A 21,608-nucleotide genomic window follows, 5' to 3' on the forward strand; every position below is an offset into this window, starting at 1 on the left:
GCGCCGGCGCCCCCCGTGTGCGGGCCCCCGGCGCGGTGGGGCCTGGGGGTCGGGGGGGGGGCCCCCCCCGGGCCCCCCCCGACGGAGCTGTCCTGTGGTGCCGGAGACCCGGAGCGGGGGTGCAACCGGATCGCCGGGCGTGCCAGCGGCGCCAGTTCGGCGAAGACCGCGGTGATGTCGAGCGGTCGCGGCGGGGTGGTGCGGCTCATTCCGGCTCCCGGTGGTGCGTCGCGGGCAGGGCAGGTGTCGAGACGCGGCGTTTGCGCGTTCCAGTCTCCCCGCGTCCCTGACGGACAGGGGCCCGCCCCTCATCCCGTGGGGCGGGCGGCCGTTCGGCTGGCCAGGGTGGCGGTCAGGGCCACGGCGAGCAGGAGGGCGGTCGCCAGGGCCAGGGCGCCGCGCGGGTCGCGGTCGAGGGTGAGCGCGCCGCCCGTCAGGGCCCCGGCGAGCAGGGTCAGTACGGTGATCAGGCGGCGCGCCGAGGCCGGGCCCCAGCGGTCCGCGGCGAGCCCGGTCAGCGCGCGGGTGACGACCGTGGTGGTCAGGTCGGGCACGGCGAGGCGGTGCACGACGCCGTTCTGCAGGCCCATGCCGAGCGCCAGCAGCACGACGAGCGCGAGCTGCCCGCCGCCGCCCTGCCGGGTGGCGAACGCGGCGCCCACCAGCGCGGCCTGCACGGCCACCAGCGGACCGGCGAGGGCCGCCGGTTCCCGGGTGCGGCCCAGCCTCCCGGCCGCCAGCGCGCCGACCACGAAGGCGCCCAGGGCCACCGCCGAGGCTCCGGCGGACAGTTCGCGGTCACCGGCGAGGGCGAAGCCGAGGAAGACGACGTTCCCCGTCATGTTGGCGACGAAGACGTGGTCGAGGCCCAGGAAGCTGACCGCGTCGACCAGGCCGCTGACGAAGGTCAGCGCGATCAGCAGCGGCGGCAGCACCCCGTGCGGGTTTCCCGCCGCCGACCCGGCCTCCCCGGCGCGCGCCGGGAAGAGCAACCCGCCGAGCCAAGTCAGCACGCGCAGCACTCCGCGGCCGGGCGCGCTCATCCGCGGCGCTCCCGGCCCGTACGGTCCCCCTGGGCGCGGCGCGGCGGGCGCGCCTCGTGCCGGGCGGCCCCGCGGGGGGCCGGCCGTGCGCATGAGGACGGACCGGACTCCATGCGCACGCTCCCTCGGGGTCAGCGCCGATGCGCCCCGGCGCGGCGGGCCGGGGTCACGGTGGAAAGCCGGACCTGTGCCGCAACGGCCTGCCGGAATCGTATCCACCGGCTTCCCGGGACGGGTCCAGCGACCCGGCCGGGTCAGGCGGAATCGCGGACGACCAGCCGCGGCGCGAACAGCACCGGCGCGCACCCCACCGGCACGGCGGCATCCACCGCGAGCCCGGGCGCTCCGGGTGGTCCGGGCGGGCCCCCCGGACCACCCGGCGCCGGGGATTCGTCGAGCAGCAGCCGGACCATCTCGGCCGCCATGTCCTCCACCGGCTGGCGTACGGTCGTCAGCCGGGGGCGGCAGGCGGTGGCGGCGCTGGAGTCGTCGAAGCCGACGACCGCCACGTCGTCCGGGATCCGGCGGCCGTGCTCCCGCAGCACCAGGCACGCCCCCTGGGCCATCAGGTCGTTGGCCGCGAACACGGCGTCCAGGTCGGGGTGTTCGGCGAGCAGCCGCAGCATCGCGCGCTCGCCCCCCTCGACCGTGAAGTCGGCCTCGGCGACGGCGATCGACCGCCGTCCCGCCTCGCGGAGGGCGTCCGCGCAGCCCGCCACCCGTTCCCGGCTCGCGGGTACGTCGGAGGGGCCCGAGACGACGGCGATGCGGCGGTGACCGCCCGCGATCAGGTGCCGAGCGGCGAGCGCGCCGCCGTCCCGGTGCCGCAGGTCCACCGAGGGCAGGGGCACATCCGGCTCCGGCCGGGCGAAGAGGACCGCCGGCAGTCCGGCCCCCGCCAGCAGGCCCGGCAGCGGGTCGCGCGGATGGGTGGAGACCAACAGCGCGCCGTCCGCGCCGCCTTGGGCGAGGTAAGCGACCAACTGCGCCCGGTCGGCACCGGTTTCCGCACACATCAGTACCGGATGCACCCCGCGCGGTCGCAGCGCGCGCACCACCCCGCTGACCACCCGGCCGAAGAACGGGTCCTGGAAGACCCGCGCGGCGAAGTCGTCCGGCGCGTCCGTGCCCGCCCCCGACACCACCAGCGCGACCGCGCCGGCCCGCCGGGTCACCAGCGAGCGGGCGGCCCGGTTCGGCACGTACCCCGTGGCGTCCACCGCGCGCTCGACGGCCCGGCGGATCGCGGGGTCCACGTTGCGGATGCCGTTGACCACGCGGGACACCGTGGCGCGGGACACCCCGGCGGCCCGGGCGACGTCCTCCAGGGTCGGCGCCGCGCCCGCCCCGGATCCCGTGCCGCCGCTCCCGCCCGTGTGCCGCCCCGTGTCCATGGCGGCACTGTATCCCCCGGTCCCGCAGCCGGGCGCGCTACACCTCCAGCCGCGTCCGGAGCGGGAGGTCTCCCGCCGTCGGCCCGGCGAACACCTCGTACCCGCCGGGTTCCGTCACCCAGGTACCGGCCGCCGGGGACCAGTACTGGAGGGCCCGCGCGGGGATCCGTACCACCGCCGCCACCCGCTCCCCCGGCTCCGCCTCGACCGCAGTCCAGCCCGCGAGCCAGCGCACGGGCCGTTCCACCGCCGAGTCCGGACGGGACAGGTACAGCTGGACCACCTGACGGCCGCGCCGGGCACCGGTGTTGCGCACGACAACCGTGAACCCCACCTCGTCCGGAGCCCCTTGGGCGGGCAGTCTGCTCAAGCACTCGAATTCCCAGTCCGTGTAGCCGAGTCCGTGGCCGAACCAGTAGGCGGGACTGCGGCCGGTGCGCAGCCACGCGCGGTGGCCGATGTGCAGGCCCTCGGCGTACGCCAGTCGGCCATCGGGGCCGGGGCGGGTGTCCCGGACGGGGGCGTCGGCGAGGGCGGCCGGCCAGGTGGTCGGGAGGCGCCCACCGGGTTCGCGGTGGCCGAAGAGGACGTCGGCGATCCCGCCGCCCGCCTCCTGGCCGGGGAACCAGGTCAGCAGGACGGCGCCGGCCTCCGCGCGCCAGGGCAGCTCGACGGGGCCGCCCGCGTTGACCACGACCGCCGTGCGCGGGTTGGCGCGCAGCACCGTCCGCACCAACTCGTCCTGCGGGGAGGGAAGTCGCAGGCTCTCGCGGTCGCGGCCCTCGCACTCGGTGTCGTCGGTGGTGCCGACGACCACGACGACCGCGTCCGCCGTCCGGGCCGCCGCCTCCGCTTCGGCGAGCGCGGCGGCCGGGTCAGGCGCGGGCGGTGCGGCGGCCAGTACCGTGGCCCGTCCCGTGCCGGGCGCGAGGTGCCGACGGGCGCACACGCGCACCTCCCGGCCCCGGGTGAGGTGGACCCGGGCGGTGCGCAGCGGGGGCCGCACGTGCACGACGGCCGGATCGTCCGTCTCGGGCGGGAACACCCCGTCGAGCAGGGTCCCGCCGTCCACGGTCAGCCGCATCCTCCCGAAGCCGCCCAGGCCGAGCGCCCAGTCGCCGCTCACGGAGGGACGGAGTACGACGGCCAGCTCGATCGTGTCGGCTCCGGGAGGCAGTTCGGGCTCCAGCACCCGGCCGAAGGGCCGGCACACCGAGTACAGGACGGCTCCCCGGGCATCGAGGACGCGCAACCGCACTCCCGGCTCGCCCGTCTCCGGATCGCGTGCGAGCCCCCGCCCCACGGGCACCGGACCGGCTCCCCGCAGGACCGGGCCCGGCGCGTGCAGGACCCGCACGTGCGGGGGCAGCGCCTCCCTGATCCCGTCCAGCGGGCTCACCACGCGGTGCGGGAACACCTCGGCGCTGCCGCCGCCCTGCGCCCGGGGCGCCGCGGCGTGCACCCCGATGACCGCCACGCTCCGCAGCCGCCCCGCGTCGAACGGCAGCACCCCCAGGTTCTCCAGCAGCACGGCACTGGCCGCCACGGCATCCCGCAACACCGCCGCCACGGCATCCGCCTCGGCCCCGCCGGACGCGCCGGGAGCGGGGACCTGGGCCTCGGCGCACCTCGGGACGCCGGCAGTTCCCCCCGCGACTCCGGCGACCCCGGCGCGCGCGCCCGCTGTCGCCACCGCCGCGCAAGGGCCGGACCCGGGCGCCCCCGGGTCGCGTTCCCCCTCCCCGCCGGGACCGCCCACCGCGCCCACGCGCGTCGCCAGGCGGAGCAGGCGGCGGGTCTTGTCCGCCACGGCTTCCCGCGGGACCAGGCCCGAGCGGACGGCCCGGACCAGTTCCTCGCCCCACGGCCCGCGGGGCCCCGGCATCGCGAGGTCCTGGGCCGCCGATCCGGCGGCAGCCGTGGAGCGGACCGCGCCCCAGTCGGAGACCACGACCCCGTCGAAGCCCCACTCCCCCTTGAGCGGGTCGGCGAGGAGCGAACTCTCGCTCATGGTGGCGCCGTTGACCCCGTTGTACGCCGACATCACCAGCCAGACCCCGGCCCGCACGGCCGCTTCGAAGGGGGCGAGGTACAGCTCGCGCAGCACCCGTTCGCCGATCCGGGCGTCCAGGGTCAGCCGGTCGGTCTCCGAGTCGTTGGCCACGTAGTGCTTCGCGGTCGCCGCGACCCCCCGGGACTGGATGCCCCGGATCAGCGCCGCGCCCGTGCGCCCGGCGAGCAGGGGGTCTTCGGAGAAGCACTCGAAGTGCCGTCCGGCGAGGGGGCTGCGGTGCAGGTTGAGGGTGGGCGCGAGCAGGACGTCCACGCCCTTGCTCCGGGCCTCGTCACCGAGGAGCGCGCCGAGGCGGCGTACCCGGTCCTCGTCCCAGAGGGCGGCGAGCGCGGTGGCCGAGGGCAGCAGGGCCGAGGTGTCGCGCTCCTCCCAACCGGGTCCGCGCACCCCGGCCGGCCCGTCCGAGAAGACCATCTGCCGCAGCCCGAATTCCGGTTCGGCGGCGGTCCGCCAGGTGTCCGCGCCGGTCAGCAGCCGGACCTGCCGATGCAGATCCGGTTTACCGGCGAGCCGTTCCTCGTCGTCGCCACCGCCGCGCATGCGGGCCCCTTCACGTCGGATGATCTGGGAGAGCGCTCTCCCAGATCATCCGCGGCTCCGCAGGCACTGTCAATGGCGGCGAACGCGCAGCGCGCGACGCTCAGTTGACCGTGACGGTCACGGTGGGCGACACGGCATCGCCGACCATCACCCGCAGTTGCTCCTTGCCCTTGTCGCGGAAGGTGTTGTCGAACGCGAAGCTGCTCCCCTGCTTGACGGCCGTACTCGCCCGCAGCGTCGTCCACTTGGCGCCGTACTTGTGCTGGAGCACCACCTTGGTGCCGACCGGCACTCCCTTGGTGCGGCCCGTGAAGCTGACCTTCTCGCCCCTCTTCACCGTGGCGGGGGTCGCCGTGAGCGTCACTGCCGCGGTGGCCGACTGCGACGAGGAGGCGGTCGGCTTGGGGGTCGCCGCGGCGGAGGCGAAGGTACCCGCCCCTCCGGCCGCCAGCAGGGCCGCCGACAGGGCGGCGACGGCGGCCATCCGCAGCCGTCGCGCGCCCGGGCCGTGCGGCGCGCACGGCGTTCGCGGGTCGTACGGAGGGCGCAGGTCGGTCGGTGTGGTGTTCACATCGGACTCCCGTCGTGACGGACTCCCCCATGTGGAGCGAAAACCACCGCCATGCGGCGATTGACGCGGCTCCGATGCTACGGACCCCCATCGGCGCGTGTCGACTCGATCATGGCCGGATCCGCCTCCCCCAGGGATCCGCGGCTTCGTCCGCCCAGCAGGCTCGGGCTTTACCGCCCGCGCCGGTCCGGTGAGCGCCGGTTCAGTGCCGCGCGGCTGATCCAGTAGGTCAGGATCAGCCCCCAGAACAGCGGGACGGCCAGTGCGCCGACCACCCCGGCACCGAGCGACGGCAGGGCCATGACGACCACCGAGTAGGCCGCCATCACCGCCACGGCCACCGCCATCGCGACGACCGGCGGGCAGCCGCGCGCGGTGAGCAGGAGGGGCCGCCGCAGCCTCGGGGAGAGCTTGCCGCGCTGCCACAGCGCCCAGCCCGACCACAACGCGAGCAACAGCACCGCACCGGTCACGGTGGCGGCGGCCCGGGCCCCGCCACCGGCGCTCTGCGGTGCGCGGCCGACGAGGGAGACGACGAAGCCCAGCAGGGCGGGCCAGCGCCCGCCCGCCGCGATGCCCCAGGCCATGGCCTCCAGGTTGAACCGGGCGTGCCGGTCCTCCACGTCGAGGGCGGCCGATGCGACGAAGCCCTCGGCGGCGCGGGTCCAGGCGGCCCGGCTGAACCAGCTGCGCCGCATGTCGAGCGTGGCCAGGTTGTTGTGGGCCTCGCTGTTCTCCGGATCCAGGCGCAGGGTGGTCTCGTAGGCGAGCCGGGCGGTGGCGCGGTCGCCGAGGCGGTGGGCGAGCAGCCCGACCATGAAGTGGGCGCTCGCGGCCTGGGGTTCGAGTTCGGTGGCCCGGCGCGCGGCGAGGTAGGCCTCGTGGCGGCGGCCGCGCTGACGGCTCTGCTCCAGGACGACGGCGAGGCAGTGGTGGCCGCCCCAGAAGTGCGGGCTGAGGGCGATGCAGCGGTGCGCGGCCTCTTCGGCCTCGGCGAACCGGCCCAGTCGGACGAGGGTGTCGACCCGCACGAGCCAGGCGTAGGTGTCGTCGGGGGCGACGCGCAGGGCGTCGTCGACGCATGCCAGCGCGCCGGGCAGGTCGCCGAGGGAGCGCCGGCAGCGGGCCAGCAGGATCAACGCCCGCGCATCGTCGGGATGCTGGGCCAGACGGGCACCGGCGAGCGCCGCGGCCTGGGCGAAGCGGCCGAGGTCGTGCAGCGCGTCGGCGCGGTCGAGGCCGCCGTCGTCGACCGGGTCCGCGCGGGGCGGTTCGGCGGTCATGCGATCTTCTTCCGGTCATGGAGGACGGTCACCAGCGCCGGGACGAGTCCGGTCCAGAACACCACTTGCGGCACGCCGCGCTGGGTCCAGGGGACGACGGCGAGCAGGACGCCGGCGAGCGTGGCCCAGGCCGCCTGCGCCAGGACGACGCGGGCCCAGGGTTCGCGTGCGATCAGCGGGCGCACGCTCAGCCGTGCGCCGAGCCGCATCCGCCGGTAGCGGCGCCAGGCGCCGAAACCCCAGACCGCGCTCATGAGGACGAGCGCCCACAGCCGCATGCCGATCGGCAGCGGCAGCGCCTTGGGCGTCTCGCCCTCGGTCGGGAAGACGTCCAGGGCGGCCGCGGCGATGGCCAGACAGGCGAGGGCGAGCCAGCGCGTGCCGCGCAGCATCCGGTAGACGGCGGCGTCGAGCCCGGAGCGCAGGTCGGCCGAGCCGGGTACGGCGGCCAGCGCGGCGGCGAAGGTGTCGGCGGCCCGCGCGGCGCTGGTGCCCGGCTTGTCGGCCTCGCGGCGGGCGAGGTAGGGCACGGCGAAGGTGTTGGAGGGGTCCATGCCGAGCAGGGTGGCGCGGGCCTTGGCGGCGGCTTCCTCGCGTCCCGTCTCGGTGGCGACGTAGAGCAGCACTTCGCAGACCCAGGTCTCCTCGGGTCCGAGGCGGGCGGCGGCGAGCGCCTCCTCCCAGGCCTCGTCGGGGCGCTTGGGTTCGACGAGCATCAGGATCTCGGCGCGTCCGGCGCGGGCGAGCCAGTTGTCCGGGTTGATCCGGACGGCCCGTTCCATCATGTCCAGGGCGTCCGCGTAGCGGCCGACGCGGCGCAGGCAGAAGGAGCGGACGAAGTAGGCGTCGTAGTGCTCGGGGTCGCGGACGAGCACCTCGGCGGTGGCGTCGTACGCCTGCTGGTAGTCCCGGAGCTGGAAGTGGGCGCGGGCGAACCAGACCCGGGCGAACAGGTCTTCGGGATCCTCGGCCAGGCGGCGCCCGAGCACCTCCAGGGCCCGGTCGGCGCGGCCCGCCTCGACGAGGGCCACGCCCTGCTCGGCGAGCGGGTCCCGCCCCGGCCGCGGTGGCACGGTGCGCTGTCCGGTCACAGTTTGCGCTTCTTCTTCAGGTAGGCGAGCAGGTCGTCGTACATGCCGCCGTCGTTGGCGAACATGGCCACGTTGCGGGCGGAGGCGAACCAGGGCTCGCTGGAGGGGCGGATCTGCTTCGCGGCGGAGAGCAGGTCCTTCATGCCGATCATGCGGACGGTGCCGGTGCGGGCGGAGTCGAGCAGGGCCGTCTCGGCGGCCGTCTCGCAGACGTGGGCGAGGTCCGCGCCGGAGAAGTCCTCGGTGGCCTTGGCGAGTTTGCCGAGATCGACGGCTTCGATGGGGCGTTCGCGCAGGTGGTAGCGGAGGATCGCCTCGCGGGCGGCGGCGTCGGGCGGCAGGACGAGCAGCGTCCGGTCGAGCCGTCCGGGGCGGCGCAGCGCGATGTCGACGTCCCAGGGGACGTTGGTGGCGGCGAGGACGAAGACGCCCTCGTGGGCGCCGCTGCCGACCCCGTCCAGTTCGGTGAGCAGCTGGTTCACGACGTTGCGCAGGCCGCTGTGGGCGGTACGGCTGCGCTTGGCGCCGAGGGCGTCCAGTTCGTCGAGGAAGACCACGCAGGGCGCCTGTCGGCGGGCGGTCTCGAAGATGTCGTGGACGTTCTTCTCGGACCGGCCGATCCACATGTCGAGGATGTCGGAGAGCGAGATGGACATGAAGCTCGCGCCGAGTTCACCCGCGACGGCACGTGCGATGAAGGTCTTGCCGCAGCCGGGCGGACCGTAGAGCAGCAGGCCGCCGCGCAGGCTCTTGCCGTAGAGCTTGCGCAGTTCCGGGTTGCGCATGGGGGCGAGGAAGGCCGCTTCGAGGCGGTCCTTGACCTCCTGCATGCCGCCGACGTCGGCGAGGCGCACGGTCCCGGGCGCGTCGATGTCCCAGGGCGAGTCGTCCCCGTCGCTGTCGTCCTGGCCGTCGCTGGTGAGGGGGCGTTCGGGGGCGTCGCCGGTGGGGTCCGCGACGAAGCGGGGGCCGACGACCCCGCCGAGTTCCTGTTCCGCGGCGGCCCAGTCGAAGCGGGGCGCGGGGGCCGGTCCGGCGGGGGGCACGGCCGGAGCGGCGGTCTCCGTCGGCGCGGGGGCCGGTGCGGGGGTGTTCGCGGGGGCGGCGGGCGCGGCCGCGGGTCCGGCCGGGGGCAGGCCCATCGCACGGGCCATCAGGGCGCGGGCGTCGGCGTCGCCGGGGGCGTGCTGGAGGGCCACCGCGGCCTCGGCCACGGCGGCGTCGGCGCGGCCCGCCGCGAGCAGCAGCTCGGCGAGGTGCAGGCGCAGCGGGACGTCCTCGGGCGCGGCGGCCACCGCCGCGCGCAGGCTCCGGATCAGGGGGGACTCGTGGGACTCGTCGGACATGGCTTCACCCTATGGAGTGAACCCGACGTGACGAAACGCGGCCCCCGTTGACGCGGCCCCGTTGACGGGGCCCGCGGTGTGCCGCCGGCGCTCGACGGGTGATCATGGCCGCCCGGGCCGCGGCGGCGGGTCCCGCGCACACCGTCCCGTGGGAGGCAGCAGATGGCAGGTACGGTCCCGGCTCCGGCCCCCGCAGCGGGCACCGCTCCGGTCACCGTCGTCACCGGGGGCGGCAGGGGCATCGGCGCGGCGGTCTGCCGGCGGCTGGCCGCCGAGGGGCACCACGTGGCACTGGGCTACGTCGGTGACGCCGCGGCCGCGGAGGCGACCGCGGCGGCGGTACGGGCGGCCGGCGTGCGGTGCGTGACCGTACGCGGGGACACCTCCGTCGAGGAGGACGTGGACCGCCTCTTCGACGTCGCGCGGGCCGAACTGGGCCCGGTGACCGGGCTGGTCAACAACGCCGGGGTGACGGGCCCCCTCGGCCGTCTCGCGGACGCCCGTACCGCGGACCTGCGGCGCGTGCTGGACGTGAACCTGCTCGGCTACCTGCTGTGCTGCCGCCGGGCGGCCCGCGATCTGGCGGCCTCGGGCGGCGGGGCGATCGTGAACGTCTCCTCGGCAGCCGCCACCCTCGGGGCGCCCGGGGACTACGTCCATCCACTACGCCGCCTCCAAAGCGGGCACCGACGCGCTGACGGTGGGCCTGTCCAAGGAACTCGGGCCGGACGGGATCCGGGTGAACGCCGTGGCGCCCGGCATCATCGACACCGACATGCATGCGGCCATGGGCGACCCGGACCGCGCGGCCCGCTCCGGCCCCGGCATCCCGCTCGGGCGGCGGGGGCGGCCCGAGGAGGTCGCGGCGGCGGTCGCCCGGCTGCTGTCCGCCGACGCCTCGTACACGACCGGTACCGTGCTGCGCGTCTCCGGCGGGCGCTGACCCGGCGCACCGGGCGGGTCCGGTGGGTCCACCTCCCCGCCGCCCGGCCACCCCGCCCGCTCAGCCCGTGTGCAGGATCCGGAAGCGCTCCGGGTCCGCCGGATCCCGGTCGACTACCTGGACGGGCGCCCACTCCCACTGCCACACGCCGGTGTCCGCGGTGCGCGCGAAGCGGATCCGCCCCCGGGTGCCCTCGACGTCGACGTGCGGCCAGGACGCGGCGACGCTCGCGCGGTCCGCGCCGTGGGTGCGCAGCAGACCGGCGAGGACGGCGACCGTGTCGTAGCCCTCGAAGGCGACGAACGAGGGCGCCTCGCCGAGCCGTTCGCGCAGGGCCGACGCCACGTGTGCGCCCGTCGGGCCGAGCCGGTCGGGCAGGTAGCGCAGGAACGGGACCGCGGCCCCGGCGCCGCCCAGCAGCTCCGCCCAGTCGGCGAACTCCGGCTGCCCGGCCGGAGCCCCGATCAGCACGTCCGCGAGGCGCCGGTCGGCTCGGACGGCCCGGACCAGCGGTACGGCCGGTTCCGGGTGGCCGGCGAGCAGCAGCAGGGCGGTCGCGCCGTGGTCGACGAGTGCGTCGCACACCGCCGCGGGGGTGCGCTCGCGCGCATCGAGTTCCATGACGGTGGCGCCGCGCGGCGCCAGGTGCTCGCGCAGGATCCGCCTCCCGGACGTCCAGTACGCGCCCGGATCGGCTGCCACGGCGATGCGGCGGTGGCCCGCGCCGAGGAGGAAGTCCGCGTACGTCCGCCAGCCGCGGGACTGCACCGGGGCGAGGCGGGCGACCCACCGCGTCGGCCCGTCGGTGAGCGCGTCGATGACCGCCGAGGAGCAGAGGAACGGCACGCCGAGGGCGTCGGCCCTGGCCGCGACGGCGCGCGCCACGACGCTGTGGTACTCGCCGGCCAGGGCGGCCGCGCCCAGGTCCACCAGCTCGTCCACGGCCGCCGCGGCGCGCAGCGGATCGGCGGCGGTGTCCCGGACCACCAGTTCGAGCGGCCGTCCGGCGATGCCGCCGGCGTCGTTGACCTCCCGGACGGCGAGTTCCAGTCCCGCGAGCAGGTGGCGGCCCGCGGCAGTCCAGCCGGGCCGCGTGAGCGGAACGAGGGCGCCGATCCGGACGGGCGAACCGTCCCCTTCGGCCCGTACCGCTCCGGTGGTCCCTGGTGACGTGGTCATGTGGGGTCTTCTCCCGTGGGGTGAGGTGCCGGCCGGGCACCGGCGAGCACGGTCAGCGCCCTTCCAGCGCGGCACGGGTCCGGGGTCCGTAGACGCCCATGGGGTCGCCGGTCAGGCCGCGGTCCCTCTGGAACTGGGCGACTCCGCGCCGGGTCCGGTTGTCGTAGACGCCGGTGGCGGAGACGTACGTGAACCCCTGCCCGAAGAGCCGTTCCTGCAGGGCGCGCACGGCGGCCCCGGAGTCGCCGGGCCGCAGGGTGCCGTCGCCGGCGGATTCGGACGCGGCCGGGTTCGGGGTCGGGGTCGCGGAGGCCGGGGCGACGGGGTGCGCCGAGCGGCTTGGTGCCGGGGCGGCGGAACCGGTGCCGGCCGACGGGGCGGACGCGGAAGGACGCACGGACCGGGTCGGGGACGCGGCGGGTTCCCCGGCCCCCGGGCTGCGGGCCAGCAGTCCCGGGGCGCTCACCCCGGGCGGTCCGACCGGGCTCGGCGGGTCCTCGGGCGGGGAGTGGAGCAGGGTCAGCAGGGTGCCGGTGGTGAGCAGCGCGAGGAGGCCGAGGGCCAGCAGGGCGTTGCGCGTACCGCGTTCGCGGCGGGCGGCCCCGGGCGTGCCGGACCGTGCGCTGCCCCCGGGCGGGACGTAGGGGAGGGCTGCGCCGGGGAGCGGGCGCATGCCGGGGGCCCGGTCGGGGGCGAAGGCGGGGGCGGCCGCCGTGCCGTCACCGGGCGTCAGGTCCCCGGCCGTCCCCCGGTCGAGGGGGACGGCGGCCGGGTCGTGCTGCGGCCACAGCGGGTCGCCCGTACGGCGCGGGGCCGGCCGGCGGCCCGGCCGGCCACCGGGGGCGACGTAGGGGCGTACGAGCAGCCGGTCGTCGACGACGGAACCGTCCTCGTCGGGGTGGTGGGGCACGGTCGTCTCCAGGCAGGGACAGCGGTCAGGGGCCGGCCCCTGGGGTCAACGTAGCGCGCACCCGGCGCGGCCCCGACGGCGGGGCCGGAACGTTTCGTTCACATCGGCCGGGCTCCCTCGCCGACCTCCGCGTGCCTGGGGGGCGGGTGATCGGCCGCACTCTTTCTCCCGGGAGGCACCCGGGTCAAGCCCGTTGTCCGGAATCCGAGATCTACTGCGGTTTTCCCCTTCGCGACCCGCTGACCAGTGGTGTGTTGGTGGCGGCCCGTCACAGGGAAGACAACCGGAGGGGTGTCACCGCCCGTGCGGTGGTGCGGTGGCCGACCGTGAGCCGGGTGCCGGGCTATGGCCCGACCGTCCCGCCGTCACCCGTAAGCGGTACGGACCCCGTCGTCCGGGGCCCGCATGCGGCATGGTGGTGGGATGCAGTTGCGCCGGGCCGTCCCCCTGTCCCTCGCCGTCCTCCTCGCCGGCACCGGATGCGTCTCCGGCGGTACGGGAGGGGCCCCGCAACCGGCTCCCTCCCGTACCGCCGAGACTCCCGCGCCCCCTTCCGGCGGGATCACCCCGCCCGCCCGCGCCGGGGAACCCACGGGTGCGCTGTTCGGGGAGACGGGGCCGGCGCCGACCGTCCGGCACTCCCCCGGGACCGATGCGGGCGTGGGCCCCGACGCGTCCGGGCCCACGCCGCCGCGCCGGGCCGCGGAGCGCGCCGGGAAGCCGTCGGCGCCCCGGCGCACGTCCCCCCACAAGCCCGCGCCGTCCCATCCGCGCCGGCACGCGGCCCCGCCGCCCGCCCGCGTCCCCGGGCAGCAGGACATGGACGACCTGTGCTCGGTTGCGGAAGCGGCCGAGGGGACCGTCCCTCCCTCGGTCATGGACCTGTGCGTGGGCCGGTCCGCCGACTGAACGCCCCGGGCGCTGCCGGGCGGTTCGCGGAGACCGGTCGACCGATCGACCGCCGCCCGGCCGGAGTTCCGCCCCGCCGGTGCGTAGGCTGCTCCGATGAGACGCGTTCTGGTGGTCGGGATCAGTGGCGCCGGCAAGTCGACGCTGGCGGCGGAGCTGAGCCGGCGGCTCGGGGTGCCGCACCACGAGATGGACGCACTGCACTTCACCGGTCCGGGGTGGGCCGTCAACGACTCCTTCGTGCGCGATACGGCCCGCCTTGCGGCGGGGAACGGCTGGATCTTCGACTCGCTCGGCTATCCCGCGGTGCGGGACCTGCTGTGGGAGCGGGCCGACACCGTCGTCTGGCTGGACCATCCCCGTCGCGTGATCATGTGGCGGGTGGTGCGGCGCTCCCTGCGCAGGACCGTGCGGCGCGAACGGATCTTCGGCGGGAACGTCGAGGGCTGGCGCGGCTGGCTGCGCGCCGACCACCCGGCGTGGTGGGCCTGGTCGCAGTACGGCGCCCGGCGCGCCGAGATCGCCCGCCGCGCCGCCGACCCCCGCTTCGCCCCGCTGCGGCTCGTCCGGCTGCGCGACCAGGACGCGGTGACGGCCTGGCTGGGGCGATCGGACGAGGCCCGCCGGGGAGCGGCGGGAGGGGACCCACCGGACACCCCTTAGACGGACCGGCTCCGGCGGAGCGGCCGGATCGTCGCGAGGGGCGTCCGGGCGGACGCGGCGCCGGAGGCGGGGAGGCGGGCCGCCCGCGGGGCGGGGCGCAGCCGGCGCAGGGCGCTACGGGCGTGCTGCCCGCGGCGCCGCCATTCGGCGCGCGGGATCCCCGCGCGCGGCCCGCCCCCGGTGATCAGGGCGTTCACCGGGGCGTGCGGGTCGGCGGCCATCCCCTTGGCCACCAGGACGCCGACGACCAGCGGGAGCAGGGCCACGGCGAGGGCGGACCCGGCGGTGGTGGCGTTCCGCAGGCGGGGGTGGCGGGTACGGGGAGCGGCGTCGGGTGTCATGGCCTCATTCGACCAGGGACAGCCGTGCGGGACATCGGGCGGCGTACTCAGGTCCCGGGGTGTGCGGTACTCATGGGGTACGGCGCTCGGGCGGTGCGCCATCCAGGCGGCGCGGTATCCGGACGCCGCGGACCGGAAGGGCGGGAACGGCATGGCGGACGTGGCGGACGGCGGCGGGTTCGAGCCCGCGACGGGCGACGGACCGGCGCCCACGGGCGGGCCGGCGGCGGCGAAGGCCCGGGCCGCGGAGGTGCGTACGGCCTACGAGGGGCTGCTCGCCGTGCGCCGGATCGTGGCCGGCGGCCCCTCGGGCACCGGGGCGACCGACCCGGTGGACGGCGAGGGCCCGGAGGCCGTCCCGGCCCCCTGGGAGCTGCGGCGGATGCCGCGCGCGGTGGCGCTCGTCCTGGAGGCGTCGGGTTTCGCGCCGTCGGCGCTGGACGCGGCGGGCGGGCGCGCCGCCACCGGCTACCGGGTGCGGGCGGCCGGGGACCCGGAACGGGTCGAGGTGAGCTGGGTGGGCCCGCCGGGCGGTGGGGCCGCCGGGGAGGAAGAGGAGCGGCTGACGGCCTGCGCCCGGGTGCTCCGGAGCCACGGCTGGGAGTGCCTGCTGTACCGGGGCCCGCGCCGACGCCGTTTCCTGGAGGTGGAACCGCGCCGCTGAGCGCCCGCTGGGCGGTGGGGCGTCCGCCATCGGGGTCGCGCCGCCGCCGGGAAATCCGGTGTCGTGCGCGCCCGGGGTGGTGCAGGCTCGTCGGATGAGCATGATGGACGCGGTCGCGGCCCGGGTCGGCGGCGGCGAGACGGTGGAGTTCCGGCCCCGGGGGACCTCGATGGTCCCGCTCGTCCAGGACCGGCAGCCGGTCGTCGTCGCGCCGGTGGATCCGGCGCGGATCGAGGTGGGCGACATCGTCCTCGCCCGGGTCGGCGGCGGGGTGTACCTGCACCTGGTCTCGGCGGTGGACGCACCGCGCGGACGGGTGCGGATCGGCAACAACCGCGGCCACGACAACGGGTGGACGGGCCGCGAGCGGGTCTACGGCATCTGCGTGGCGGTGGGGGGCGTCCCGCGGCCCGGCGCCGCGGACCGGATCCGTCCGGAGCCCGGGCCGGCCGCCGGTCCCGCCGCGCTGCCCGGGCTGATCCCGGCGGCGCGGCTGGAGCTGGTGCCGCTGGCCGTCGCGCACGCCGAGGAGATGGCCGGGGTACTGGCCGACCCCGCGCTGCACCGCTTCATCGGCGGCGTTCCCCCGGACCTCGACGCGCTGCGCGCCCGCTACGCCCGGCAGAGCGCGGGCTCCCCCGACCCGGCGGTGCTGTGGGGGAACTGGGTGCTGCGACCGCGTGCCACGGGCCGGCTGGTGGGGACCGTACAGGCCACCGTCGAGGACGGCGTCGCGGAGGTGGCCTGGGTCATCGGCACCGCCTGGCAGGGCCACGGTTATGCGACGGAGGCCGCGCGCGCCCTGGTGGCCCGGCTGACGGAGCCGGTGGGGGCCGCCGCCGTGCACACGGTCGTCGCGCACATCCACCCGGACCATCGCGCCTCGGCGGCCGTGGCCGCCGCCTGCGGGCTCGCCCCCACCCGCGAGGCGGTGGACGGCGAGGTCCGCTGGCGGCTCCGGGCGGCGCCCCGGGCCGGCGGGTAGCGCGCCGGACGCGGGGGTGCGGGCCCCCGGGATCGCCGGGGCCCGCACCCCCGTACCGCCCCGGTGCTACTGGGGCCCGAAGGTCAGGGACAGCTGCGGCGTCCCTTCGTTCGCGCCGGCCTCGGAGGACCACAGCCACGCCGGGTCACTGCCTCCGTTGGTCAGCGCCAGGCTGTAGGCGCTGTTCAGGGCCGCCGCGACGGTGGCCGTGTCCAGGGCGGTCGTGGCGACCGCCGAGCCGTCCGCGATCCCCGCGAAGGCGCCGAGGGCGGTGGCGCCCAGGGCCGGACGGTTGGTGTAGGTGGTGCCCGTCTCCGTCCACGCGCCGGTGACGGGAACCACGGACACCGTGTCGGTGGTGCCCGCCCCGCTCATGGTGCTGGTCTTGACGCTCAGCGTGGCCGACTTCAGGACCGTACCGGCGGGCGCGGCGGGCAGGTTGAAGCGCAGGTAGCTCTGGTAGAGCGCGCTGCCGCCCACCGCCAGCGAACCGGAGGCGCCGAAGTTGGTGCCGGGCGCGCCCGCGTTGGCGTAGGTGTCCTCGGCGGCCTGGACCTGCACGACCGAGTCGGCCGGGGCCGTGGCGAGGGCGAAGTGGTTCTGCACCTGGGCGGGGGTGAGGACCGTCGGGTAGACGGCGGTCTCGTCGAGCCGGCCCGCCCAGTAGTCGCTGAGGGGCCGATCCGGCCAGCCGTTGAGGTTGTCGCCGCCCACGTGCCAGTAACCGGCGAAGTTCTCGTTGGTGGTGACGTTCAGGGTGCCCTGCTGCGCTCCGTCCACGTACAGGACCATGCCGCCGGCGCCCTGCGTCGCGACGACGTGGTGCCACTGGTCGTCGTTGTAACGGGCGCTGCCGCCGGTGGTGATGGTGCGGGTGCTGCCGATGTAGACGCCGTAGACGAGGCGGCCGTCGTTGGTCATGTAGAGGTGCTTGTCGTACTGACTGCTGTTGTTCGCCTGGTTGTTGCCGAAGCCGAGGAGTTTGCCGCCGCGGGTGGTGTTCGTCCTGAACCAGGTTTCCAGCGTGTAGGTGTTCCCGACGGTCGAGCGGCGGTCGCCGTAGACCTGGGTGTTCGCGCCGTTGAAGCCGATCGCCGTACTGGCGCCGGTGACCGCGCCCGGGCTCTGGCGCAGCGCCGGGGCATTGAGGTGGACGCCGCCGGAGTTGCCGCCGTCGGAGGAGTCGGCGACGAAGGGCAGCGCGCTCTCGTCGTAGCGCCAGTACTGCGCGGCGCCGTCCGTGCGGACTTGGTTCGGGTAGGCGTCCACGGTGGCCGGGACGGTCACCGAGGCCGTCGCGGAGAGGGCGCTGGTGTTGCCCGCGCCGTCGGTGGCGCTCACCCGGTAGCTGTACGTCTGGCCCGCCGAGACGGTGGTGTCGGTCCACGAGGCCTGGGGGCGCCGGAAGAACAGCGAGTCGGCGCCGACCGTGGCGATCGGGGTGGCCGAGCCGTTCCGGTACACCTTGTAGGTGAGCGTGCTGTCGTCGAGGTCGAGGCTGGTGCGCCAGCGGACCTGTACCTGGCCCGGCTTGTAGCTCACCGCGCTCGCGACCGGGACGGTCGGCGCCCCGGTGTCGCCGGTGGACGCGAACCGGGTCAGGCTCTGCTGGGCCGAGCCGTTGACGGCGGTGAACTCGCCGCCGACCCAAAGGTATTGGACCCCGGCCTTGGATCCGACGGTCATCACGCGCGGGCCGATGCCCTCGCCGATGCCGTCGTTGGTGTCGGGTGCCCAGCCGAGTTTCGCCGTGCCGCTGGTGGGTTCGGCGAGCAGGTGGTGGCGCTGGCCGTCGGGGTACTCGCCGACGCTGGAGCAGTCGTGCGCGTGCGAGGCGCTGTAGAGGACGTTCTGGTAAGGCAGGACGGCCTGGGTGGCGCCGAGGCAGGTGTCGCGCCACCGCTGGTTGAAGTCGCCGAGGTTGAGGGCGATGCGGCCGTCGAACACCCCGCCGCCGGTGCCTTCGTTGCCGGTGTAGAAGCCGGTGGCGTCGGTGGCGATGTCCTTGACGACGGAGTTGGTGTCGATGAAGCCCGGGTAGGACTTGGTGAGCGCGCCGCTGGTGGCGTCCACGACGGCGAGCGCGTGGGTGTTCGCGCCGTTGACGGTGAAGAAGTCGCCGCCGATCAGCACGTTCTGGCCGTTGGGGGTGACCTCGACGGCGCGCCCCGGTTCGTCAGCGTCGGCCGTGAAGGGCTTGAGGGCTCCGTCGTCCGCGTCGACGGCGGCGAACCGCTGGCGGGGCTGGCCCTGGACGGTCAGGAAGTCGCCGCCGGCGTAGACGGTGTCGCCGGTGACGGCGAGCGCGCGGACCGTGGCCGCGAAGGACGGGTGGAAGGACGCCTTGGGGGTGCAGGTCGCCACGTCGATCGCGGCGAGGCTGGAGACCGGGGTGCCGTTGACGGCGCCGAAGTACCCGCCCGCGTACAGGGTCTGCTTGTCGGGCGACAGGACCAGCGCACGGACGGTGGCGGTGCCCCCGCCGACGGTGAAGGAGAGCTTGCAGGCGGTCGGGGCGCCGGTCGCCGCGTCGAGGGCGACGAAGTTGACCGCGGACTGCTCGGCCCCGGCGCCGCCTTCGGGCGGCCGGACGGCCGAGAAGGTGCCTCCCGCGAAGACGGTGCCGTTCGCCTCGGCTAGCGCCCAGACGACGCCGTTGGGCTGCCAGGTCGACAGCGCGTCGGCGGTGAAGGCGACGGGCGGCGTGAGCGCCGCGGCTTGCGGTACGAGGCCGAGTCCGATGGCTGCGGCGCCGCCGGACAGGGCGACGGCGAGCGCGGTCGCCATGCTTGTGGATCTACGCATGAACCCCCCAGTTCATTGAGCGAGGTGATGGTGGTGCGGGTGAGCGCATGGCTGGAAACAGCCGATCCGAAACCATGCGTACGGGCGCACCTTAGGGGGGATCCGGTCGCCGTTCACCACACTTGACCGATCGGATGCCGAACGGCACCGCCGGCGAACTCTCCGCCCGGTGCGCCCGGTGGCCGGTTGTCGCCCCGATGGAGCGCGGTCGAGTTGCCGGCCGGTCGTCCCCGGGGGAAGGAGCGTGCGGCCCCGGGGCGGGACACCGGGCGGCGGCCACCCTGGCGAAAGCGCCACGCCGTGGGCCGGGTCCCTCTACGGTGCCTGCAGGGCGCTCGGCTCGGTCGGCGGAAAGCGGGGGCGGATGGACAGGGAAGAAGACATGCGGCTGGCGAGGATCACCCCGGAGATCTCGCGCCGCACCATCACCCTGCTGCGCGAGCTGGCCGGGCTGGAGCCCCCGGAGCGGGTGCCGGAGGACGCGATGGTCCTGGCGGACGCGATCCTCGCCGAGCACGGCACGGACGGGCTCCGCGTCCTGGTCATGACGCTGTCGGCGTGGGCGACCGCGCAGATCGAGAACGTCGCGGAGCTGAGCCAGCGCAGTTACGAGGCGGTGCTCGACGCGATGGAGCTGGCCTGCCTGGAGGCCGACGCGGACGAATGAGACCCGGATCGCGACGCAGGACAGCCATCGGGCCCGCGGTCGGCGACACTGGTGGAACAGGGGGGTCCCGATCGGAGGCCGTCGTGAGCAATCCTTCCCCCATCCGACTCGCTGCCGCCCTGTCCACCGAACACCGTGGACGGCTGATGAGCCACGCGCGTGAGGTCAACTTCCCCGAAGGTTTCCGGATCTTCGACGAAGGAAACCGGGCCGAAACCTTCTGGATCGTGCGCTCCGGGACCGTCACCCTGGAGATCCCGGTGCCCGGACACCGCTCCGCTCCCGTGGAGAGCCTCGGCCCCGGCGAGCTGGTGGGCTGGTCGTGGCTGTTCCCGCCGTACGTCTGGCAGCTGTGCGCCGAAGCGATGACCCCGGTGCGGGCGTACGAGTTCGACGGGATGACCGTCCGGATGCTGATGGACGCCGACCCCGCCTTCGGCTCCGCCGTGGGCCAGTGGGTGGGCCGGGTCCTGGCCCACCGCCTGCACCAGACCCGCACCCGTCTGCTCGACCTGTACGCCCCTCACTAGCGCTGCCGACCGGACCCCTCGCGGGCCGCCGGTGGCCCGATGTCGACGGACCGATCTTCGGCCGTTTCGTATACAGGTTCTATACAGGTTTTCCTACAGGTCACAGGCCACCTCGCCGACACAACCTGCGATCATCCGGTCGCTTTGGGTGACGCGAAATCGGGGTACGGGTCTGCGGCCATGCCCTGGGTGGGCAACACTCGTGTCCGTTATCCGAAACAACCACCCAAGGGAGTGTTCGAAATGCGGTCCATCGCAAGGGGTATGGGTCTCGCTACGGCGGCCATGGCGCTCACCGCGCTCACGTCGCTGGCCGGCTCGGGAGCGGCCGACGCGGCGCCCTCCGGCACCGAGAGCCTCTACGCGCCGTCCGCGCTGGTGCTCGGGATCACGGCGGGCGACGACGCCCGGGACGGTACGGTCCTGCGCGCCGTGACGCTCAGCTGCGCCCCCCGGCCGAGCGGGACGCACCCGGACCCGGCCGGCGCGTGTAAGGAGTTACTGTCGGCCGCCGGTCAGCCGGATCTCATCACGTCGGGCGGCGCGGGGGCGATGTGCACCCGCGAGTGGGACCCGGTGACGGTGACGGCCGACGGCGTCTGGCAGGGCAAGCGGTTCACCTACGACCACACCTTCGCCAACCGCTGCGCGCTGCGGAACGGCAGCGGGGTCGTCTTCTCCTTCTGACCGGCCCGGCATGGCGATCGGCAGCCATTTCAGCCCAGTTCGAGGCTGGTGACCCCGTACAGACCGGGGAGGTCCACCTCGGGCGCGGGGCCCGTGTACATCCGGGCGGCCTCGAAGGTGGGGACGAGGCCGAGTCCGGACATCAGGGCGAGGGCGTCGGGATGGGTGTCGGGTACGTCCACCGCCACCGCTCCCGCTCCCCCGCCCGGGCCCCCGGGCACCGTCGCCGCCAGCCGCTGGACCAGGGCGGCGGCGACGGCCGGCCCGGCGGCGTACAGCGGCCCGATCCGCGAGGCCCCGCTGCACGGCCGGATCACGCCGAGGCCCTCGATCCGCCCGTCGCGGACGGCGGCGAGGGCGGTGCGGCCGGGCAGTCCGGTCCAGGCGGCGAGGAAGGAGTCGCGCGCCTCGGGGAAGAACCGCCGGTCGTAGGCCGCCAGTTGGGCGAAGGGCAGGGAGCGGGCGTCGATCACCTCGATGCCCTCGGCTTCCTTGCCCGAGGCGGCGTCCCGCGCCGCCTCCGCGCTCGGAACGCCCTCGTGACGGACGTTGTTCCACGCGGAACGGAACCCGGACTTGCGGTAGTTGTCCTGCTGGGCGACGACCCCGTCGAGGCCGATGAGGCGCCCGTCGAGCCGCTGCATCGCGGCGTTCCAGAGCTGGATGCCGTACCCCTGGCCGCGCACCGCGGGGCGGGCGATGTAGAACCCGATGAACCCGAACCCGGCGCCGTAGCGGACCGCGGAGACGCAGGCCACGGGTTCCCCGTCGAGGCGGCCCACGAGGAAGCCGCCCGGGTCGGCCACGACGAAGGCCAGCCGGTCGCTGTGGCCCGGGTTCCACCCCTCGTCGTCGGCCCAGGCCCGGAACAGTTCCATGTCGGCGGCGCTCGCGCCGGCGATCTCGAATGCCGTCATGAGCGGTGTTCTACCAGAGGAACGGCGCCGGCCGGTACGGTGCCGATCCGGACGGCCCACGGGAGC

Annotated in this window: 19 protein-coding genes and 1 pseudogene; 8 read left to right on the forward strand and 12 right to left on the reverse strand. The window is 75.6% G+C overall.

All coding sequences use genetic code 11. The annotated features are described in order from the left end of the window. Positions 1 to 308: 308 nt before the first annotated feature. From ABZY31_RS26535 to ABZY31_RS26565, 7 genes are all read right to left on the reverse strand, one after another. Complete coding sequence (locus ABZY31_RS26535; protein ID WP_356414838.1) at positions 309 to 1,043, reverse strand: YoaK family protein; 735 nt, start codon at positions 1,041 to 1,043, stop codon at positions 309 to 311. A gap of 254 nt (positions 1,044 to 1,297) precedes the next feature. Continuing rightward, complete coding sequence (locus ABZY31_RS26540) at positions 1,298 to 2,437, reverse strand: LacI family DNA-binding transcriptional regulator (RefSeq protein ID WP_356414841.1); 1,140 nt, start codon at positions 2,435 to 2,437, stop codon at positions 1,298 to 1,300. A 37-nt stretch (positions 2,438 to 2,474) separates the two neighbouring features. Beyond that, entirely contained in the window at positions 2,475 to 5,051 is a 2,577-nt protein-coding gene (locus ABZY31_RS26545) for a glycoside hydrolase family 3 C-terminal domain-containing protein (RefSeq protein WP_356414844.1), read from the reverse strand. A 100-nt stretch (positions 5,052 to 5,151) separates the two neighbouring features. Beyond that, positions 5,152 to 5,622, reverse strand: a complete 471-nt coding sequence (locus tag ABZY31_RS26550) for a hypothetical protein (protein WP_356414847.1) — start codon at positions 5,620 to 5,622, stop codon at positions 5,152 to 5,154. Positions 5,623 to 5,792: 170 nt separating this feature from the next. Beyond that, positions 5,793 to 6,905 (reverse strand): tetratricopeptide repeat protein, encoded by a 1,113-nt coding sequence (locus ABZY31_RS26555; RefSeq protein ID WP_356414850.1) that lies wholly within the window; start codon positions 6,903 to 6,905, stop codon positions 5,793 to 5,795. Beyond that, on the reverse strand, positions 6,902 to 7,996 hold the full coding sequence (locus ABZY31_RS26560; RefSeq protein ID WP_356414853.1) for a tetratricopeptide repeat protein: 1,095 nt from the start codon (positions 7,994 to 7,996) through the stop codon (positions 6,902 to 6,904). The genes ABZY31_RS26555 and ABZY31_RS26560 overlap by 4 nt, the downstream gene beginning before the upstream one ends. Next, positions 7,993 to 9,342: an ATP-binding protein gene (locus ABZY31_RS26565; protein WP_356414856.1), complete on the reverse strand. Its 1,350-nt coding sequence runs from the start codon at positions 9,340 to 9,342 to the stop codon at positions 7,993 to 7,995. The genes ABZY31_RS26560 and ABZY31_RS26565 overlap by 4 nt, the downstream gene beginning before the upstream one ends. 162 nt (positions 9,343 to 9,504) lie before the next feature. Between ABZY31_RS26565 and ABZY31_RS26570 the strand changes: the two are divergent. After that, positions 9,505 to 10,285, forward strand: a pseudogene (locus ABZY31_RS26570) (SDR family oxidoreductase). Positions 10,286 to 10,345: 60 nt separating this feature from the next. On the opposite strand, the gene ABZY31_RS26575 reads toward ABZY31_RS26570, so the two are convergent. Together ABZY31_RS26575 and ABZY31_RS26580 are read right to left on the reverse strand one after the other, a co-directional pair. After that, on the reverse strand, positions 10,346 to 11,464 hold the full coding sequence (locus tag ABZY31_RS26575) for an ABC transporter substrate-binding protein (protein ID WP_356414858.1): 1,119 nt from the start codon (positions 11,462 to 11,464) through the stop codon (positions 10,346 to 10,348). Between the two features lie 52 nt (positions 11,465 to 11,516). Continuing rightward, positions 11,517 to 12,374 (reverse strand): peptidoglycan-binding protein, encoded by an 858-nt coding sequence (locus tag ABZY31_RS26580; protein WP_356414861.1) that lies wholly within the window; start codon positions 12,372 to 12,374, stop codon positions 11,517 to 11,519. Positions 12,375 to 12,797: 423 nt separating this feature from the next. Here ABZY31_RS26580 and ABZY31_RS26585 point away from each other — a divergent pair, with 423 nt between their 5' ends. Further along, positions 12,798 to 13,283: a hypothetical protein gene (locus tag ABZY31_RS26585; RefSeq protein ID WP_356414863.1), complete on the forward strand. Its 486-nt coding sequence runs from the start codon at positions 12,798 to 12,800 to the stop codon at positions 13,281 to 13,283. A 96-nt stretch (positions 13,284 to 13,379) separates the two neighbouring features. Further along, positions 13,380 to 13,946 (forward strand): adenylate kinase, encoded by a 567-nt coding sequence (locus tag ABZY31_RS26590; protein ID WP_356414866.1) that lies wholly within the window; start codon positions 13,380 to 13,382, stop codon positions 13,944 to 13,946. Here the strand turns inward: ABZY31_RS26590 and ABZY31_RS26595 are convergent. After that, positions 13,943 to 14,287, reverse strand: coding sequence for a hypothetical protein (locus ABZY31_RS26595; RefSeq protein ID WP_356414868.1), 345 nt, complete (start codon positions 14,285 to 14,287; stop codon positions 13,943 to 13,945). The two genes, ABZY31_RS26590 and ABZY31_RS26595, sit on opposite strands and share 4 nt — an antisense overlap. A 151-nt stretch (positions 14,288 to 14,438) precedes the next feature. On the opposite strand from ABZY31_RS26595, the gene ABZY31_RS26600 reads away from it, so the two are divergent. Next, positions 14,439 to 14,951 (forward strand): hypothetical protein, encoded by a 513-nt coding sequence (locus tag ABZY31_RS26600; RefSeq protein WP_356414940.1) that lies wholly within the window; start codon positions 14,439 to 14,441, stop codon positions 14,949 to 14,951. A gap of 466 nt (positions 14,952 to 15,417) precedes the next feature. Further along, the gene (locus ABZY31_RS26605; RefSeq protein WP_356414942.1) at positions 15,418 to 15,936 is read left to right on the forward strand and encodes a GNAT family N-acetyltransferase; all 519 of its coding nucleotides are present in this window, start codon (positions 15,418 to 15,420) and stop codon (positions 15,934 to 15,936) included. Between the two features lie 66 nt (positions 15,937 to 16,002). Here the strand turns inward: ABZY31_RS26605 and ABZY31_RS26610 are convergent, their stop codons facing one another. After that, positions 16,003 to 18,723 (reverse strand): DNRLRE domain-containing protein, encoded by a 2,721-nt coding sequence (locus tag ABZY31_RS26610; RefSeq protein ID WP_356414871.1) that lies wholly within the window; start codon positions 18,721 to 18,723, stop codon positions 16,003 to 16,005. A gap of 400 nt (positions 18,724 to 19,123) precedes the next feature. Here ABZY31_RS26610 and ABZY31_RS26615 point away from each other — a divergent pair, with 400 nt between their 5' ends. The 3 genes from ABZY31_RS26615 (at position 19,124) to ABZY31_RS26625 (ending at position 20,625) form a co-directional block, all read left to right on the forward strand. Next, positions 19,124 to 19,408, forward strand: a complete 285-nt coding sequence (locus ABZY31_RS26615; RefSeq protein WP_356414874.1) for a hypothetical protein — start codon at positions 19,124 to 19,126, stop codon at positions 19,406 to 19,408. 146 nt (positions 19,409 to 19,554) lie between these two features. Further along, the gene (locus ABZY31_RS26620; protein ID WP_356414877.1) at positions 19,555 to 19,938 is read left to right on the forward strand and encodes a Crp/Fnr family transcriptional regulator; all 384 of its coding nucleotides are present in this window, start codon (positions 19,555 to 19,557) and stop codon (positions 19,936 to 19,938) included. 264 nt (positions 19,939 to 20,202) lie between these two features. Further along, complete coding sequence (locus tag ABZY31_RS26625) at positions 20,203 to 20,625, forward strand: subtilase-type protease inhibitor (protein WP_356414879.1); 423 nt, start codon at positions 20,203 to 20,205, stop codon at positions 20,623 to 20,625. Positions 20,626 to 20,654: 29 nt separating this feature from the next. On the opposite strand, the gene ABZY31_RS26630 is transcribed toward ABZY31_RS26625, so the two are convergent. After that, the gene (locus ABZY31_RS26630; protein WP_356414882.1) at positions 20,655 to 21,542 is read right to left on the reverse strand and encodes a GNAT family N-acetyltransferase; all 888 of its coding nucleotides are present in this window, start codon (positions 21,540 to 21,542) and stop codon (positions 20,655 to 20,657) included. Between the last annotated feature and the right edge of the window lie 66 nt (positions 21,543 to 21,608).

The sequence above is a fragment of the Streptomyces sp. NPDC006529 genome, from assembly GCF_040611795.1.
Classification (GTDB): domain Bacteria; phylum Actinomycetota; class Actinomycetes; order Streptomycetales; family Streptomycetaceae; genus Streptomyces.

Excerpts from the sequence above, each read along its gene's own strand:
- ABZY31_RS26575 (WP_356414858.1), bottom strand. The coding sequence starts at position 11,464 with ATGACCACGTCACCAGGGACCACCGGAGCGGTACGGGCCGAAGGGGAC.
- ABZY31_RS26545 (WP_356414844.1), bottom strand. The coding sequence starts at position 5,051 with ATGCGCGGCGGTGGCGACGACGAGGAACGGCTCGCCGGTAAACCGGAT.
- ABZY31_RS26555 (WP_356414850.1), bottom strand. The coding sequence starts at position 6,905 with ATGACCGCCGAACCGCCCCGCGCGGACCCGGTCGACGACGGCGGCCTC.
- ABZY31_RS26585 (WP_356414863.1), top strand. The coding sequence starts at position 12,798 with ATGCAGTTGCGCCGGGCCGTCCCCCTGTCCCTCGCCGTCCTCCTCGCC.
- ABZY31_RS26565 (WP_356414856.1), bottom strand. The coding sequence starts at position 9,342 with ATGTCCGACGAGTCCCACGAGTCCCCCCTGATCCGGAGCCTGCGCGCG.
- ABZY31_RS26595 (WP_356414868.1), bottom strand. The coding sequence starts at position 14,287 with ATGACACCCGACGCCGCTCCCCGTACCCGCCACCCCCGCCTGCGGAAC.
- ABZY31_RS26610 (WP_356414871.1), bottom strand. The coding sequence starts at position 18,723 with ATGGCGACCGCGCTCGCCGTCGCCCTGTCCGGCGGCGCCGCAGCCATC.
- ABZY31_RS26600 (WP_356414940.1), top strand. The coding sequence starts at position 14,439 with ATGGCGGACGTGGCGGACGGCGGCGGGTTCGAGCCCGCGACGGGCGAC.
- ABZY31_RS26620 (WP_356414877.1), top strand. The coding sequence starts at position 19,555 with ATGAGCCACGCGCGTGAGGTCAACTTCCCCGAAGGTTTCCGGATCTTC.
- ABZY31_RS26535 (WP_356414838.1), bottom strand. The coding sequence starts at position 1,043 with ATGAGCGCGCCCGGCCGCGGAGTGCTGCGCGTGCTGACTTGGCTCGGC.
- ABZY31_RS26615 (WP_356414874.1), top strand. The coding sequence starts at position 19,124 with ATGCGGCTGGCGAGGATCACCCCGGAGATCTCGCGCCGCACCATCACC.
- ABZY31_RS26630 (WP_356414882.1), bottom strand. The coding sequence starts at position 21,542 with ATGACGGCATTCGAGATCGCCGGCGCGAGCGCCGCCGACATGGAACTG.
- ABZY31_RS26590 (WP_356414866.1), top strand. The coding sequence starts at position 13,380 with ATGAGACGCGTTCTGGTGGTCGGGATCAGTGGCGCCGGCAAGTCGACG.
- ABZY31_RS26625 (WP_356414879.1), top strand. The coding sequence starts at position 20,203 with ATGGGTCTCGCTACGGCGGCCATGGCGCTCACCGCGCTCACGTCGCTG.
- ABZY31_RS26540 (WP_356414841.1), bottom strand. The coding sequence starts at position 2,437 with ATGGACACGGGGCGGCACACGGGCGGGAGCGGCGGCACGGGATCCGGG.